This is a genomic window from Spirulina subsalsa FACHB-351, assembly GCF_026130165.1.
Taxonomy (GTDB): Bacteria; Cyanobacteriota; Cyanobacteriia; order Cyanobacteriales; family Spirulinaceae; genus Spirulina_A; species Spirulina_A subsalsa_A.
On the sequence record NZ_JAIHOM010000046.1, the window covers coordinates 1 to 16,719 of the forward strand.

At 49.1% G+C, this 16,719-nt stretch carries 9 protein-coding genes; 8 read left to right on the top strand and 1 reads right to left on the bottom strand.

Annotation, left to right across the window (positions count from 1 at the left end):
- From K4A83_RS10965 to glmU, 8 genes are all read left to right on the top strand, one after another.
- Positions 1-1,480, top strand: a 1,480-nt coding sequence (locus tag K4A83_RS10965) for a M23 family metallopeptidase (protein WP_265264579.1), incomplete at its 5' end; no start/stop codon positions are given.
- Between the two features lie 289 nt (positions 1,481-1,769).
- Complete coding sequence (locus K4A83_RS10970) at positions 1,770-5,135, top strand: CHAT domain-containing tetratricopeptide repeat protein (protein ID WP_265264606.1); 3,366 nt, start codon at positions 1,770-1,772, stop codon at positions 5,133-5,135.
- 594 nt (positions 5,136-5,729) lie between these two features.
- Positions 5,730-6,017: a hypothetical protein gene (locus K4A83_RS10975; protein WP_265264580.1), complete on the top strand. Its 288-nt coding sequence runs from the start codon at positions 5,730-5,732 to the stop codon at positions 6,015-6,017.
- A gap of 614 nt (positions 6,018-6,631) precedes the next feature.
- Positions 6,632-8,359, top strand: coding sequence for a diflavin flavoprotein (locus K4A83_RS10980; RefSeq protein WP_265264581.1), 1,728 nt, complete (start codon positions 6,632-6,634; stop codon positions 8,357-8,359).
- Between the two features lie 309 nt (positions 8,360-8,668).
- Entirely contained in the window at positions 8,669-9,589 is a 921-nt protein-coding gene (locus K4A83_RS10985) for a DMT family transporter (RefSeq protein WP_265264582.1), read from the top strand.
- 11 nt (positions 9,590-9,600) lie between these two features.
- Positions 9,601-11,316, top strand: a complete 1,716-nt coding sequence (locus K4A83_RS10990; protein WP_265264583.1) for a sensor histidine kinase — start codon at positions 9,601-9,603, stop codon at positions 11,314-11,316.
- Positions 11,317-11,452: 136 nt separating this feature from the next.
- Positions 11,453-11,881 carry a response regulator gene (locus K4A83_RS10995; protein WP_265264584.1) on the top strand — a complete coding sequence of 143 codons (429 nt, stop codon included), beginning with the start codon at positions 11,453-11,455 and terminating at the stop codon, positions 11,879-11,881.
- Between the two features lie 68 nt (positions 11,882-11,949).
- Positions 11,950-13,299 (top strand): bifunctional UDP-N-acetylglucosamine diphosphorylase/glucosamine-1-phosphate N-acetyltransferase GlmU, encoded by a 1,350-nt coding sequence (glmU, locus tag K4A83_RS11000; RefSeq protein WP_265264585.1) that lies wholly within the window; start codon positions 11,950-11,952, stop codon positions 13,297-13,299.
- A gap of 14 nt (positions 13,300-13,313) precedes the next feature.
- Here glmU and K4A83_RS11005 read toward each other — a convergent pair whose 3' ends face one another.
- Positions 13,314-16,652 (bottom strand): Swt1 family HEPN domain-containing protein, encoded by a 3,339-nt coding sequence (locus K4A83_RS11005; protein ID WP_265264586.1) that lies wholly within the window; start codon positions 16,650-16,652, stop codon positions 13,314-13,316.
- Between the last annotated feature and the right edge of the window lie 67 nt (positions 16,653-16,719).

Below are 16,719 nucleotides of genomic sequence, written 5' to 3' on the forward strand. Positions count from 1 at the left end.
CGCCCCCAGCGCGCCCCCCGTGGTGAATAACACCCGGCCCAATCCCGCCCCGGTAGCCCGGCCCAATCCCGCCCCCAGCGCGCCCCCCGTGGTGAACAACACCCGCCCCAACCCTCGCCCGAGCGCCAGTTCCCAACCCCCAGAAACCCCCGTCGTTGAAATTCCCAGTAACTTAATCGACAGTCCCAGTCAACTCCGTTTACCCAATGGCCAAAACCCCACCATGCAGGCCGGAGGAGGGACAAATACCCTTGTAGACACTGCCACCTATGGCGCACCCCAACCCCGCGCCCAACAGCGTCCTAACGTCGTCCTGAGTGAACGGGGGACAGGGTGCAGTACCGTTGTCCGCAATGGACAGTTAACCAGTGCGCGCTGTGGGGTAGCACCAGAAAGCAATACCCAAACCGCTAGTCGGGGCAATACCAGCACCCCCCGTCAACAAGTCGTAATTCCCCGTTCCCTGAGTCGGGATCTGCCCCCCTCTGCCCGTGACGCAGCCGCTGTTGCTTCCACAAGGGCGATCGCACCCTCCAATCCCGTCTCCCTCTCCCAACTCCCCGACCGAGTACGCCAACAAATTAGCGCCAACCCCTCCCCCCGTTCCCATAGTCGGGTGCAAGTCGTTCCCCCCTCCGGCGTTCCCATGCCCGGCAGTCCAAACAGCCCCTATAATCGTTCCACACTCAACTATCCCCGCGCCTACCCCAACAACGGCAACACCTCCCTCCTCTTCCCCCTCTCCATCCCCGCCCGCATCGGTTCCGCCTTCGGGTGGCGAATCCATCCCATTCACGGCACATGGCGACTCCACGCCGGAACCGACATCCCAGCCCCCCAAGGAACCCCCGTCCTCGCCTCCTATCATGGCGAAGTCGCCCTAGCTGGGAACGCCGGAGGTTACGGTTTAATGGTCATCCTGCGCCACGAACAAGGCAGCCAAGAATCCCGTTATGCACACCTTTCCCAAATCTTTGTCAGCCCCGGACAATGGATTGAGCAAGGAGAAGTCATTGGCCTAGTCGGTAGCACCGGACAATCCACCGGCCCCCACCTTCACTTTGAATGGCGGCACCTCATCGGCAACGAATGGATTCCCGTCGATGCCGGCCCCCATCTCGAATATGCCATGGCGCAAATGTTAGGGGAAATGGACACCGCTCAAACGGAGTTAGACTCCCTGAATGCCAGCCTCAACTATCCCCTCTTGAATTCCGAAACTCTGGGGCAACGAGTCCTCAATAGCGGGATTATGTTCCTTATAGACTCCCAAAATCGTCCCCCAAGCGCCTCAGAGGAACTAGAGACTGATGTAGAGAACATGACGGAGAGCAATGCCATCTATGACGAAGCCATACAGGGTTTACTGGTCAGTCCTTTAGATGACATGATTGACCCCATCGACACTATTGGTGACATTAACGCCCTAGATGGACTGGCCGCTCTAGATAACCGTGTTCGGTCAAGAATTCTAGATTAGTGGGTGGGCAATGCCTAACGGCGATCTAAGGTTGTTTCACCCTGCCACCGAAGGGATCTCTCTTCTGTCACTCTGGAAGACTTTAACGAATCTTCGCCATCACAGCGAACCAGAGAATCAGGGTTTGAACCGGGTCTGACAGAAGAGGGATATCTATTCCCTGTTCCCTTGGCTTTCCCTTGTGGATGACAAAACTCAACTGGAAACGCTACACAAACAAAAGAGGGTTGAAGTTGGGGGAAACGTGGGCTAATGTAGGGGCATTTTAAGGTGATAGAGGGATGCAGTGATGAAGCGTTGGGGTTGGTTGTTGGTGGGTGGGGTGTTGTTGTGGGAGTCGGGGGTGAATAGGGCAGAGGTGAGGGGAGCAACCGTGGAAATAGCCCAAACCCCCCTTGAAGAAGCAGAACAACTGAATCAGCAAGTCATTCAACTTTATCAAGCCGGGAACTATGAAGCCGCCATTCCCTTGATGGAAAGAGTCTTAACCCTTCGCCAGCAGGTATTAGGAACACAGCATCCTGATGTCGCCAATAGCCTCAACAACCTGGCCTTTTTATATGAAGCTCAAGGCCGCTACTCCGAAGCCGAACCCCTCTATCTTCAAGCCCTAGAGAGCAGAAAGCGTCTCTGGGGAACAGAACATCCTGATGTAGCAACCAGCCTCAATAACTTAGCCGGATTGTATTCCTCCCAAGGTCGATACTCCGAAGCCGAATCCCTGTATCTCCAAGCTTTGGAGATCAGAAAACACCTCTTAGGAGAAGAACATCCCACTGTAGCCACCAGTCTTAACAACTTGGCCTTTTTATACACCTCTCAAGGTCGATACTCCGAAGCCGAACCCCTCTATCTTCAAGCCTTAGAGCTATATAAACGGCTGTTAGGTGAAGAACATCCTGAGCTAGCAGCCACCCTCAACAACTTAGCCTTTTTATACTCCTCTCAAGGCCGATATGCAGAAGCTGAACCCCTCTATCTTCAAGCCTTAGAGCTATATAAATTGCTGTTCGGCGCAGAAGATCCTAATCTAGCCGATAGCCTCAATAACCTAGCCGGATTGTACTTATCCCAAGGTCGATATCTAGAAGCCGAACCCTTGTATCTTCAAGCTTTAGGCATGAGAAAACATCAATTCGGGGTAGAACATCCCTCCGTCGCCCAAAGCCTGAACAACTTGGCCATTTTGTACTCATCCCAAGGCCGATATGCAGAAGCCGAACCCCTCTATCTTCAAGCCTTGGAGATGAGAAAACGCCTACTCGGGGTAGAACATCCCTCCGTCGCAGATAGCCTCAACAATTTAGCCGAATTGTACCGTTTCCAAGGTCGATACCCAGAAGCCGAACCCCTCTATCTTCAAGCCTTGGAGATGAGAAAACGCCAATTCGGGGTAGAACACTCCCTCGTCGCACAAAGCCTCCATAACTTAGCTGGATTATATGAATCCCAAGGCCGATACTCCGAAGCCGAACCCTTGTATTTCCAAGCTTTGGAGATTAACCAACGTCTATTAGGAACAGAACATGGGTCTGTAGCCACTAGCCTCAATAACTTAGCCACGTTGTATTATGCCCAAGGTCGATATCCAGAAGCCGAACCCCTCCTACGCCAAGCCTTAGAGATAAGAGAGCGCCTCTGGGGAAAAGAGCATCCTGATGTTGCAACCAGCCTCAACAACTTAGCGGAATTGTACCGTTCTCAAGGTCGATACCGAGACGCGCAACCTCTCTATATTCAGGTTTTAGAGATGAGGAAACGCCTCTTCGCAACAGAACACCCCTCTCTAGCCACTAGCCTGAATAACTTGGCATTTTTATACTTATTGCAAGAAAGATACCCAGCAGCAGAACCCCTGTTCCATCAAGCCTTAGAAATGAGAAAACAGCTATTGGGAGAGCAACATCCCGATATAGCGGCCAGTCTCAACAATTTAGCCTTACTCCATCAATCTCAAGGGGATGTCACTAATGCCGTTAACTTCCTTCGTCAAGGTTTAGACATAGAAGAACACAACCTTGACACTATCCTCGCAACAGGTTCAGAATCCCAAAAACAGGATTATATGAATACCCTCCGAGGTACTACTCAATCCGCCATTTCCCTCCATCTGCAAACCGCCCCCAATGACCCCGAAGCCGCAAACCTGGCCTTCACCACCCTCCTCCGCCGTAAAGGACGCATCCTCGAAGCCGTTACAAATAACCTGCAAACCTTGCGCCAAAACCTGACCCCCGCCAACCAAAAACTCCTCGATAACCTCACCCGCACCCGTTCCCAACTCGCCGCCCTCACCTTTAACCCGCCCGAAAACCTTCCCCCAGAACAATATCGCCAACAACTCAGCCAACTGCAAAACCAAGCCAATGAACTAGAGGTCCAACTCGCCCGCAACAGTGCAGAATTTCGCCAACAAACAGCATCCGTTACCATCGAAGCCATTCAAGCCCTTATCCCCCGTGATGCGGCTTTAATTGAACTGGTGGTTTATCGACCTTTTCACCCCAAAGCACCACCAGGAGAACAGTGGGGAGAACCCCACTATGGGGCTTATCTTCTCCAATCGAGTGGACCCCCCCAATGGGTAGACTTGGGACGAGCAGAACCCATTGATGCGCTTAGAGTGCGAGTTCACCGCGACCTCACCAATTCTGCTCGTCGTCCTGAAAATTCACTCAAACCCAATGCCCGTCAATTGGATGAAATGGTTATGCAGCCCATTCGCGCTCAATTGGGCAATACGAAACAACTCCTAATCTCTCCTGATGGACAATTAAACTTACTACCGTTTGCGGCCTTGGTGGATGAGAATGGACAGTATTTAGTCGAGAATTACTCCATTACCTATCTCACCACAGGACGGGATTTAATTCGCTTCCAAGAGTATCTCCCCAGCCAAAACCCGCCCCTCATCTTAGCCAATCCCGATTATCGCCAAGCCGATTCCTTATCAATTGTTGCTAGTCGCGGCCGGGGAGATACTCAACGGTCTTTAGATTTAGGAAAATTAACCTTTGCTGCTCTTCCCTATACAGAAGTAGAAGGGAAAGCCCTGCAAAACTTACTCCCGGAGGCTGTTGTTTTAATGGGCGATGAGGCGACGGAAAATGTCCTTCAACAAACCCCATCCCCCCGAATGCTTCACCTGGCGACTCATGGCTTTTTCTTGCCGGATATAGCTAGTCGAGAATTAGCTGTGCCGCAATCTTTCAGTGGGTTACTCTCCAGAGAAGCTCCCCTGTTGCGTTCGGGTTTAGCTTTGGCTGGGTTTAATGAGCGTCGCAGTGGGGGCGAGGATGGGGTTTTAACGGCGTTGGAGGTGGCGGGGTTGAATTTGTGGGGGACTCAGTTGGTGGTGCTGTCGGCCTGTGAGACGGGGATAGGTGAGGTGAATAATGGGGAGGGGGTTTATGGGTTACGTCGGGCGCTGGTGATGGCGGGTTCCGAGAGTCAGGTGATGAGTTTGTGGAAGGTTTCGGATGAGGGGACGAAGGATTTTATGGTGGAGTATTATGAGCGGGTTTTGAGGGGTGAGGGACGAGGGGAGGCGCTGCGTCAGGTGCAGTTGGGGATGTTACGGGGTGACAGGTATGGGCATCCCTATTATTGGGCGGCGTTTATTCCGTCGGGGGATTGGCGAGAGATGGGGGATTGAATCCTTGATGGCCTAGGGTCTAAGGGAGCAGGGGGGCAGGGGAGCAGGGGAGAGGGGGAGCAGGGGAGAGGGGGAGCAGGGGAGAAGTAATAGGGAATTGATAATTGACATGATATTTCTCTTCTGTCAGATCGGGTTCAAACCCTTATTCTCTCGTTCGCTGTGATGGCGAAGATTCGTTAAAATCTTCCAGAGTGACAGAAGAGGGATATATGCCTAACGGCAAAAGATCCACTAAGTGGCACAGCAAGCCCTAGCTAGAGATTCTTCCTGTTGCATAAGTGATATCACGTAATCGATTCTTGGCGACATAAAAATCCAATGTTTTTACTTAAACAAGAATACAGACAAAGAGCGACATTTCCTGATATTAAAGTCATAAAATCCGTGTAAATCATGAATTGTGACAGTTTTTTCATAATATCTTTCCGTAAACTTTACAGAAGTTATTTTTTTCGCTATGTTAGGAGAGACTAAGTAAATTCTGACTCTTGAACCCAGTTACTTTGAAAAGGACTACAACAATCAAACAACTATATACATCGACGAACTGTCAGCCTATACCTTCAATTCTACGGAGCAACCCCAAAAACGATGGCACTTTCATCAGAAGACTTGATGACTCGTTCATCTATCCGCACTTATTTGCATGACCTCAAAAATTCTCTGAACTTAGTTAAAAATTGTGTTGAGTTATCCAGTGATCTCACCCAAGAACTACGTCAGCAGATTAACGACCTCTCCCAAGACCCCTCTCATAAAAGTCGCGTGGACGGGGAAATATACGAAAATCTGAGCGATTTGCAGGAAAACTCAGAAATCGTCCAGCGCCATAGTAATCGCATCCTCACCCTCATTCAGCGTCTTGAGTTAGAACTTTAACTCAAATTAAAAGTTTTGACTGAAACAGTCAACATTGCTGTTCGATTTACCAGTCTTCAACGGTGCGTCTTCACATTTTTTTTACCGTTTTCGAGTATTTCAAAGTTAGAATTTCTGTACTTATTCCGGGTTGCAAGGATAAAATTACACCAATAAAATTACACCAATAAAATTACACCAATTTTCCCGATCTAATTAATCGTCAATACAATTATGGATCGACCAGATATTTGCGTCAATTAGGTGAAGTACCCCACCCCCAACTTAGTAGGTAGGGTGGGGCAACAACCCTCAAAAACTAACACTCTTGATATAGCGTTTCCAAATCATTGATAAGCCCTCAGAGAAGTTTCTCATCATACTTCAAGCTCCTTGTAACCTTTGTATACTGTTCCGTATTCCCTATTCCCTGTTCCCTTTGACACAATGCACACAAGCTTAATGGGTCAAGGTTGGGAATCGGGGGTCAGTCACTGTTCAATGTTTACTCTAAAGGTTGGGGCGATGGAATGGAAATTCTATATCTGGAGAGGGAACTGTGCCGATAGTTGGAAAAATCTGTCACAATAGGAAATCATAAAGAAACTTTACAATATACGGCGAGGTCGCAATTTATGGTAGCAACGCTCAACCCACCGGAAAAACGTTTAACGACTCAAACGGCGCAGATTGCCGCCGATACGACAACGATTCGGTCGTTGGATTGGGATCGGGATCGCTTTGATATTGAGTTTGGTTTACAAAATGGGACGACTTATAATTCTTTTTTAATTCGAGGGGATAAAGTGGCTTTAGTGGACACTTCCCATGAAAAGTTTCGGCAGCAATATCTGGATTTATTAACAGGATTAATTGATCCTATTCAGATTGATTATTTAGTAATTAGCCACACGGAACCGGATCATAGTGGTTTGGTGAAAGATGTGTTAGCGCTGGCTCCCCAAGCGGTGGTAGTGGGATCCAAGGTGGCGATTCAGTTTCTGGAGGGCTTTTTACATCAGCCGTTTGAACGGTTGGTGGTGAAAAATGGGGATCAATTGGATTTAGGGAAGGGTCATGTTTTGGAGTTTGTCAACGCGCCGAATTTACACTGGCCGGATACGATTTTGACCTATGACTGGGGAACGCAAACGCTGTTTACTTGCGATGTGTTTGGGATGCACTATTGTTCGGATGCGTTGTGGGATGAGAATTTGGGGGATATTGAGCCGGATTATCGGTTTTATTATGAGTGCTTGATGGCTCCTAATGCGCGGTCAGTGCTGTCTGCGTTGAAGCGGATGGGGAATTTAGGGGAGGTGGCACAGGTGGCTAATGGTCACGGGCCGCTGTTGCGTCATAATGTGGCGGAGTTGATTAACCGTTATCGGGTGTGGAGTCAGGAGCAGACGAAGGGTGAGAAACTGGTGGCGGTGTTTTATGTGTCGGATTATGGTTATAGCGATCGCCTTTCTCAAGCTATTGCTCACGGGATCACCAAAACTGAGATAGCGGTGGAAATGATGGATATGTTGGGCGTAGATCAGCAGGAAGCGCGAGAATTAGCAGAGCGGGCCAGTGCGATTATTATTGGGATGCCCCCCTCTTCCGGTGAAAAAGCCCAAGAAGCCAGTACGGTGATTAGTACCATTTTGGCCTCGGTTGGGGATAAGCAATTAGTGGGCTTTTTTGAGTCCTACGGGGGGGATGATGAACCCATTGATCCTCTGTTAACCCAATTCCGCAACCAAGGGTTAACCAAGGCGTTTACCAGTATTCGTATTAAGGAAACGCCCAACGAGGCCACCTATCAACTCTGTGAGGAGACGGGAACCGACTTAGGACAGCTTCTAAGTCGGGAAAAGTCGATTAAACAACGGAAATCCCTCGATTCGGAGTTAGATAAGGCCATTGGACGGATTAGCGGGGGGTTATATATTATCACGGCACAAAAAGGGGATGTGAAGGGGGCGATGTTAGCCTCTTGGGTGGCTCAGGCGAGTTTTGAACCGTTGGGGGTGAGTATTGCGGTGGCGAAGGATCGGGCGATTGAGTCCTTGATGCAGGTGGGCGATCGCTTTGTGTTGAATATTTTGGAGGAAGGCAACTATCAACCCCTGATGAAGCACTTCCTTAAGCGGTTTAAACCCGGTGAAGATCGGTTTGAGGGGGTTAAAACCCAACCCGCTACTGATGGTTCCCCCATTTTGACGGATGCCTTGGCCTATTTGGAATGTGAGGTGGTCAGTCGGATGGATGCCCCAGACCACTGGATTGTCTACAGTCGGGTGAATGGGGGGCGGGTGTCTAAAGCGGACGCGCTGACGGCGGTTCACCATCGCAAGGTGGGGAATTATTATTAAATTTTAGGGAGCGGGGGAATAGGGAATAGGCAATAGGTAATAGGGAATAGGCAATAGGTAATAGGCAATAGGGAATAGGGAATAGGCAATAGGGAATAGGCAATAGGGAATAGGGAATTGATAATTGATAATTTCTCCCCTGCTCCCCTGCTCCCCCTCTCCCCTGCTCCCCTGCTCCCCTGCTCCCCTGCTCCCCCTCTCCCCTGCTCCCCTGCTCCCAACCCCCTACTCCCTCGCCCCTGCTTTTCTGGTATTTTTTATCCTGTCACGAGACAAAAAAATATCAGTTTAAAACAATACAGTTATTCTATGAAACAGTCCTCCCAATCTCCCCCCTCTTGGCAGATTTTTATTGTTCTGAGTCTGGGCGTGGTGGCGATATCTTGGTCAGCTATTTTTATCCGCTTGGCGATCGCCGCTTCTGAGAAGGAAGGGATTGGCTTTAGTCTGTTTCTGGCGGCAGCCCGTTTAATTTTAGCCTCGGTGGTCGTGCTTCCGGCTTGGCGGAAATTTAAACCCACCCAAACCCCCAAAAAAGCCCTACTTTTTGCCCTAGGGGCCGGGATCAGCTTGGCGCTCCATTTTGCCACTTGGATCACCTCCCTCTCCTTTACCTCCATTACCGCCTCTACCACCATTGTCACCACCAACCCGATCTGGATTTCCCTGTTACTGTGGCTGTGGTTTCGGGAAAAACCGGCCAAACTCACCCTCTTAGGAATTGCGATCGCCCTAGGAGGAGGTGGCCTCATTGCTTGGGGGAGCGCCGAAGGAACCGAAGTCGGCAGTAATCCCCTCTTAGGGGATGGTTTAGCCCTATTGGGGGCTTGGTGTGCCAGTTTGTACTTAATTTGGGGGCGAGAAGCCCAACGGCAAGGTCTGGGCACCGGAGTTTATATCGCCATTGCCTACACCAGCGCCGCCCTCATCCTCGCCCCCCTGCCCTTCCTCTTCAACACCCCCTACGACGGATATTCCCCTTGGGTCTACATCTACGTCCTCTTGATGGCCCTGTTTTCCCAAGTTTTAGGCCACACCAGCTTTAACTGGTCCATCCGTTGGTTATCTCCCACCCTAATCACCCTTGTGATCTTATTAGAACCCGTCGGGGCCAGTTTATTGGGCTTCTTCCTCTTCCAAGAAATCCCCGGCCTCTACGTTTTGACCGGAGCAGGAGTCTTGCTGTTGGGGGTGATCCTAGCTGTGTTAGGCTTTAAACAGCCCGGATAGCGCAATCAACCATGACATCCTTGGAACGCTGGCGACGGTCTTTCATTCAATCTTCCCCTTGGTGGGGAACGCTATTAATTATCTTCTTAGTGGGATCCCTGCTCATCTTGCCTCGACCTTGGTTTGTGCCGTTGATTGATTTAGTCGTGGCGGCCATCTTCGCCTATTTACTCTATCAACTGCGTCAAGAGGTCATCGAAAAAAATCGGGGTTTGCGGGAAAGTCACGCCCGCTTAGACCTTGCCAATGACATGATTTTAGTGCGGGATCTCAACGATCAGATTACCTACTGGAATTTAGCCTGTCAGCGCGTCTACGGCTGGACAAAAGAAGAAGCACTCGGGGAGAATGTTCATGAGTTACTTCAGACCCAGTTTCCCGACGCGGTGGCGGTGATTAAGGGGCAGTTTTTAGCCCGGGGGGAATGGCGAGGGGAGTTGATTCACACCACAAAAACCGGGGAGAAAATTACTGTCTCCAGTAGTTGGAGTTTATACCAAGATGAACGGGGGCGACCTCTGGCTAACTTAGAGATTAATCAAGATATTAGCGAAGCCAAAAAAGCCGAGGCCGCCCTCCGGAAGAGTGAAAAACTCTATCGCACCTTAGCCGATAACTTCCCCAATGGGGCTGTTTTTCTGTTTGATCAAGACCTGCGCTATATCATTGCCACGGGGGCAGAATTGGCCGTGATTGGGGTGACGGAACCCTTGGCGGGAAAATCGGTTTTAGAGGTGGAAGCCCCCCCATACCTCAAAACCCTCGAACCTCTCTATCGGGATGCCTTACAAGGTCAAACAACGGTCACAGAGATGACCTTAGGGCGGGGGATCTATCAAGTCTATGTGTTGCCTGTGAGTAATGAGGGGGGGGAGGTTTTTGCAGGCATGGTTATGATGCAGAATATCACCGCCAGTAAGCAAGGGGAACAAACCTTACGCACCCGGGCCGAGGAGTTAGCCAAAACCACCGCGATCTTAGCGGAAACCATGACCAGTTTAGAGAAACGTAATCAGGAGTTAGATCAGTTTGCCTATATTGTGTCCCATGACCTCAAGGCTCCCCTGCGTGCGATCGCCAATTTATCCACTTGGTTAGAAGAAGACTTAGCCCAACAACTCACCGATGAAACCCAACATCAAATGAACTTGTTACGCAGTCGCGTCCGTCGGATGGAAGCCTTGATTGAAGGATTATTACAATATTCTCGCATTGATCGGCTAAAATCAGAACATTCCCTGGTCGATGTTCAACACTTATTAGAAGAGGTGATTGATTCCCTCGCTCCTCCCCCCGGAATTCGCATAGAAATTAGTGCAGAAATGCCTACTTTTCAAACCGAACGTTTACCCCTTCTACAGGTTTTTTCTAACTTGATTAGTAATGGGATTAAACACCGAGAGCAGCCTGTCGGGATTGTACAAATTTCCGTCGAAGATGTAGGAGACTATTTCCAGTTTACCGTTAGTGATGATGGCTGTGGTATTGACCCCAGTTATCATGACAAAATCTTCATCATGTTTCAAACCTTACAAGCGCGTGACACAATTGAAAATACAGGGGTGGGGTTAGCCATTGTGAAAAAAATCATTGAAGATCGGGGAGGAACAATTCACCTAGACTCTCAGGAAGGGAAAGGGGCAAAATTTTCCTTTACTTGGTCAAAAAAACCGCCATCTAAGTCAAAAAGTACCTTAAAAATTCAGATTGAACGACAGTTAAATTAAGAACATGGGGTAAATGATAATAGCCATTCTAAATAGGTCATATCGGGTTTCAATTCCCCAATATACTATCACTCAAATAGAATTGCTAGAATTATTGTAAATATGGGTTAATGGGTAAAATTTGGGACATAACACAATGACAAAGCGTTTAAATGTTTTGCTAGTCGATGATGATGAAGTGGATGTGATGACCGTCCAGCGAGCCTTTAAAAAAAATAATCTAGAACATCATTTATGGGTGGCTTCTAATGGAGTAGATGCCCTAAAAATTCTTCGAGATACTTTGTCATTACCGCAACAATATCCCGAGCATAATCGCTTAATTTTGTTGGATTTGAATATGCCCAAAATGGGAGGGATTGAGTTTTTACAACAGTTACGAGCCGACCCTAAATTAAAACAAATTCCGGTGATTGTTTTAACAACATCTAATGAAGATGAGGACAAAGTAAAGGCTTATAACTTCAATGTGGCTGGCTATATGATTAAACCCGTCACCTTTGAGAATTTCCTAGAAACCATTGCCACCTTGAATAGTTACTGGATCATGAGCGAAATTTTATAATTCTCAGGGGACTCGTTTCCCTTTAAGATAGAGGACGACCAATTGAGTGGGAATGATAAAAATCAATCATGGTAGCGGTAGCAATTCTAGCAGCCGGACGGGGAACTCGGATGAAGTCGGACTTACCCAAAGTCTTACACCGTTTGGGGAGTAAAACCTTAGTTGAACGAGTTTTACAAAGCTGTGAAACCAGTCAACCGGTGCGACGACTGGTGATTATTGGCTATGGTGGGGAACAGGTACAAGCTTCTCTCGCTCACTATGAGGGGGTGGAGTTTGTCGAACAAAGGGAACAGTTAGGCACAGGACACGCGATTCAACAGTTGCTTTCCCCCTTGGCGGACTATCAGGGGGATATCTTGATTTTAAATGGGGATGTGCCGCTTTTACGCCCCGAAACCTTAGAAAAACTGGTGAACACTCATCGACATTTTGGCAATGGGGCCACCTTGTTAACGGCACAGTTGGCGGACCCTCGGGGATATGGTCGGGTGTTTTGTGATGGGGAAAACTATGTTCAGGAAATTATAGAGGATCGCGATTGTAGTGCCGAACAAAAACAAAACCGTCGGATTAACGGGGGGGTGTATTGTTTTAATTGGCCCAAATTAGCCGCTATTTTGCCCCATTTGACGGCTGATAATGACCAACAGGAATATTACCTCACTGATGTATTTAGTCAGTTAGATCAGGTGATGGCGCTGGATGTGGAGGATGAACAGGAGATTCTCGGCATTAATGATCGTCAACAGTTGGCGATCGCCTACTCCATTCTACAAGACCGCATCAAAACCGCTTGGATGAAAGCCGGAGTCACCCTGATTGATCCCAATAGTATCACCATTGATGATACTGTTGCACTAGAGCCAGATGTGATTATTGAACCCCAGACGCACCTACGAGGGAACACAAAAATTAGTCGCGGGAGTCGTATTGGCCCGGGCAGTCTAATTGAAAATAGCCAGATTGGGGAACAGGTGACGGTGTTTTATTCGGTCATTACCGATAGTAGCGTAGCCACTGGGACAAGGGTGGGACCCTATACCCACTTACGCGGCCATGTAACTGTAGGTGAGTCTTGTCGTCTGGGGAATTTTGTAGAGTTGAAGAAAACCACCCTCGGTCAAGGGACTAATGTAGCTCATTTGTCCTATTTAGGAGATGCCACTTTAGGGGAAAGGGTGAATATTGGGGCCGGGACCATTACAGCCAATTATGACGGGGTGAACAAACATCAGACGAAAATAGGCGATCGCACCAAAACCGGATCCAACAGCGTCCTCGTCGCCCCCCTCACCCTAGGAGAAGATGTCACCGTTGCCGCCGGATCTATTGTGACAGAAGACGTAGAACCCGATTCCCTCGTCATTGCGCGCAGTCGTCAAGTCGTAAAAAAAGGCTGGCGTTTGGGTCACTAAGCCCTATGTACGTGTCAATCCTCCTCAAAATTGTGGGTCTTAAACTTCAACGTCCGACAGTTTTCACTCACGGTGCGAATCACATGGTCTGGTACTCCGTCAGGTAATTGTACCTGAACTTCTAACGTAACTTGTACATCCACACCGACTAAACTGGCTAGGTGTTGTAGGACTGCATCGGCGACCTGTCCAGCATCTCGTGTAACGCGCAGGGGATCTAAGTCAACAGACCCATAAAAGCGGCGCAGTTGCTTCTGGGACCTAGTGGTGCGATCGCCGAAACTTGTTCCAGTCTCGTTTACAGAAACAGGAATACCGCCATCACGGACTTCCCCCCCTCGGGCTATTTCTGCGGTTTGTCCTTGGCCTTCTTGTTCAGCCCTATCTGCCCTCAATTGTCCCTCGGCGACATCGGCTTTCACCAGCCAACTTTGATGACTCAGGGTTACACTCACCCCTTCACAAGCCTTCAATCCTAAATAACGTTGCTTGGCTTCATCATAGCCCGTCGCATAAGCAAAATTTTCCGTCAACAGTAAGTTACTCACTCCTTGCTGAATAGCATCAAGTAGCACTTGTTCATTTTTCAGTCTCGGTAAATACAGATAGTTCGTTAAATATTTCCACAGTGTTTTTAGGTCAATATGGTTGACATTGCGCCAGATATAAGGGTCAAGAACTTCCATGCGCAAACGTGAGGCAGCATAATTAGGAATCAGGTGTTCTTCATGAACCACTTTGCGACTTGCCCGCAGAATTAGAGACTCTTGTCCTTGGAGGCGAACGTCTTCCGCAATAATGGGATCTTGCGGGTTACGTTGACTAGGAACTAGCAACCACTGGTAAGTTTCTGGCAGTAAAAAATTGACTGTTTTATCCGCATCTTTTTGCTTTTGTGTCGCTTGATTACTTTGGGCAACATCGAGGTTTAAAACCTCCTTGTCCCTCACAATGGAATCCCAAGCTAAAAATTGACAAATCGACTCCATTAAGGCATCAAGTTTGATTTTGTCCGGTGCTACGAACAACAGCAAATTCTTACAATAGCGGGGGCTGGCTCCTTTAGAGGAGAGAATTTCCATGACCTTCTCATAAGCCGAGCTATCTTTAGCCTTGCTACTGTGGGAATACTGCGGCCCCAAGACCACTAAGCGCACCCCCATATTCTCATCATCTGGGATATCTGCACTGGAAGGGGGGGCGATGTGAACCCCCACAAATTCCCCACGCTCCTTGTCGGCCCTGAGTCTGCGAATAATTTCTTCCCCAACCCGGTCTGTATCTTGTTGAATTTGGTTAGCTCGGTCTTGGGCGGTGCGGGTAACGTTGGGTTGAGTGGATATCCAGTAACGATTACCATCGCCCACATAGAGATAAGTAGCTTGGTCGCTCAGGCGGCGCAGGGCATCGCCGAAGGTGGCAGCACTTTCACCGGGCTGGACGCAGCCAAGTTTGATGCGGCGGTCTTCTAAACCTCGGTTAGCGGCTTGTAGGGTGGGGGCAGAGCCAAGGTAAATGGTACGGGTCACGCGGCGACAAGCAGAGTAGCGCCCTAGGTTGGGATTTTGACCATCCAGGGCTACGGGCAGGGAGTTAGTACCATCTACATCCTTTTCAATCACTGGCACCCAGGAATCTTCTAAGTAGCGGGTGAGTTCTGACTGTACTTGGGTGTCAGCCATCGGCACATTAGCGGGTAGAATCATTAAACTGCGATCGCACTGTTCCCAGAGACAGTGAATAACCTTAGCCATCAGCCGCAGCACGCCCCTAGTCCGTTGAAATTTATCTAAAGCCGACCAGTCGCTGTAAAGGCGGTCAAACAGTTCAGGATGGATAGGATAAGCCTCTTTTAAGCGGCGTTCATAGTCACTTTCCCGGCACTCTAACGGGAATTCTTGGGACTGAGCGCGATACATTTCACTAAACGCCCGCACCACAGCATCACGGGCAACAAATAAATCCGAGTCAGTCAGGGGTTGAAACAAGCGACGACGGACAATTTCAAAACTTTCCTCTGCACTCGCAGGCCGCCAAGGGGACTCAACCCGACCAATGGCGTTTTTCAAGCGATTCAGTGCTTCTTTCCCTCGGTCGCCGCCAATTTCAATATCAGAAGCCGGGATACTGACCACTAACAATGTGCGGTCAGCATTTTTGGCCGATTCGCTTAACGTTTGAGCAAAGGTGAAATGAGTGTCAAAACACCCGGCGGGTAAATCCCGACCATCATGGAGTTGACGAGCGTAGGACACCCATTCATCAATCAGAATGAGGCAAGGAGCATAGCGGTTAAATAGATACTTGAGGGTATCACCCGGATTAGTGGCCGACTCGTCAGCCTCTCGCACCATCTCGTAACCCTCTTTACCGCCCAGTTGCCAAGCAATTTCCCCCCAAAGTGTTCTCACAACAGTACCGTCTTTCTTGCGGTGCAGTTGACCGGGGGATATTTTATTCCCGACCAAGACAACAGTATTCACATTCTCAGGCAATCCTGACACACCAGCCGTAGCAAACACAGGTTCTAATCCGGGGAGTTCGCTAGCAGGAACTCCAAAGAACAAGTGATACAATGCCAGTATCGCGTGGGTTTTGCCACCGCCAAAGTTAGTTTGCAGTTCAATTACAGGGTCGCCGCTTGCACCAGACAGCCGCAGCAAAGCATTACTCAGTAATTGTTTGAGTCCTTCCGTTAAATAGGTGCGGCGAAAGAATTCTGTCGGCAAACGGTATTCATCAGAACCCTCATCTAAGTAAACTTGCCACAGGTCGGCCGCAAATTCCGCTTGTTGGTAGCGACCAGACGCGACATCAGGGTGGGGGGTGACGATTTCTCGCCAAGGTTTCAGACCGCCACCGGGCTTAGTTTCTATGGCCGTCACAGCCGCCTTGCGAGTAGCGCGGCGGGCTTGTTCATCAAAGCGGATGCGAAGTAATTCTTGTTTTTGTTTTTCCACAGCATCAGCTTCTGGGGCGGAGATAGCTGTGAGGAGGCGGGTAATGCTATCAAGGGCGCGATAGGTGTCATCTGTAGAGAAAGTGGCACTGTGCGCCCAGTTGTTGCGCGTGTCCATTAACTCGCCAACTAAGCTCCTTTCCGCATTGCCTAAAGTTTCTTTAAATACATCCCGCCACTGGCCGCACATCACTTTCAGCAGTGCGGAGACATCCTCCTTGAGAATTTTAGCAACAGGGCGGCGCAGGTTACGGTCTTCTGGAACAAAATTAATAGCGGCGACTACCCATTTATCACCGTATTTTGACCGCATTTCCCGTTCTACAAAGGGATATAAGCCCTGTTGTAATAACTCTAACGCTCTACCTACTCGTTCGCGGTTACTAATGGCCATGTTGAAAACCTAGACTAGGGCATATCCCCTATCATGCCCGATCTTGAAACTGGTAGTCAAGGCAGGA

What these genes read in the sequence shown, in the direction of transcription:
- K4A83_RS10995 (WP_265264584.1), top strand. Translation starts at nt 11,453, where the DNA reads ATGACAAAGCGTTTAAATGTTTTGCTAGTCGATGATGATGAAGTGGAT.
- K4A83_RS10975 (WP_265264580.1), top strand. Translation starts at nt 5,730, where the DNA reads ATGGCACTTTCATCAGAAGACTTGATGACTCGTTCATCTATCCGCACT.
- K4A83_RS10970 (WP_265264606.1), top strand. Translation starts at nt 1,770, where the DNA reads ATGAAGCGTTGGGGTTGGTTGTTGGTGGGTGGGGTGTTGTTGTGGGAG.
- K4A83_RS10990 (WP_265264583.1), top strand. Translation starts at nt 9,601, where the DNA reads ATGACATCCTTGGAACGCTGGCGACGGTCTTTCATTCAATCTTCCCCT.
- K4A83_RS10980 (WP_265264581.1), top strand. Translation starts at nt 6,632, where the DNA reads ATGGTAGCAACGCTCAACCCACCGGAAAAACGTTTAACGACTCAAACG.
- K4A83_RS11005 (WP_265264586.1), bottom strand. Translation starts at nt 16,652, where the DNA reads ATGGCCATTAGTAACCGCGAACGAGTAGGTAGAGCGTTAGAGTTATTA.
- glmU (WP_265264585.1), top strand. Translation starts at nt 11,950, where the DNA reads ATGGTAGCGGTAGCAATTCTAGCAGCCGGACGGGGAACTCGGATGAAG.
- K4A83_RS10985 (WP_265264582.1), top strand. Translation starts at nt 8,669, where the DNA reads ATGAAACAGTCCTCCCAATCTCCCCCCTCTTGGCAGATTTTTATTGTT.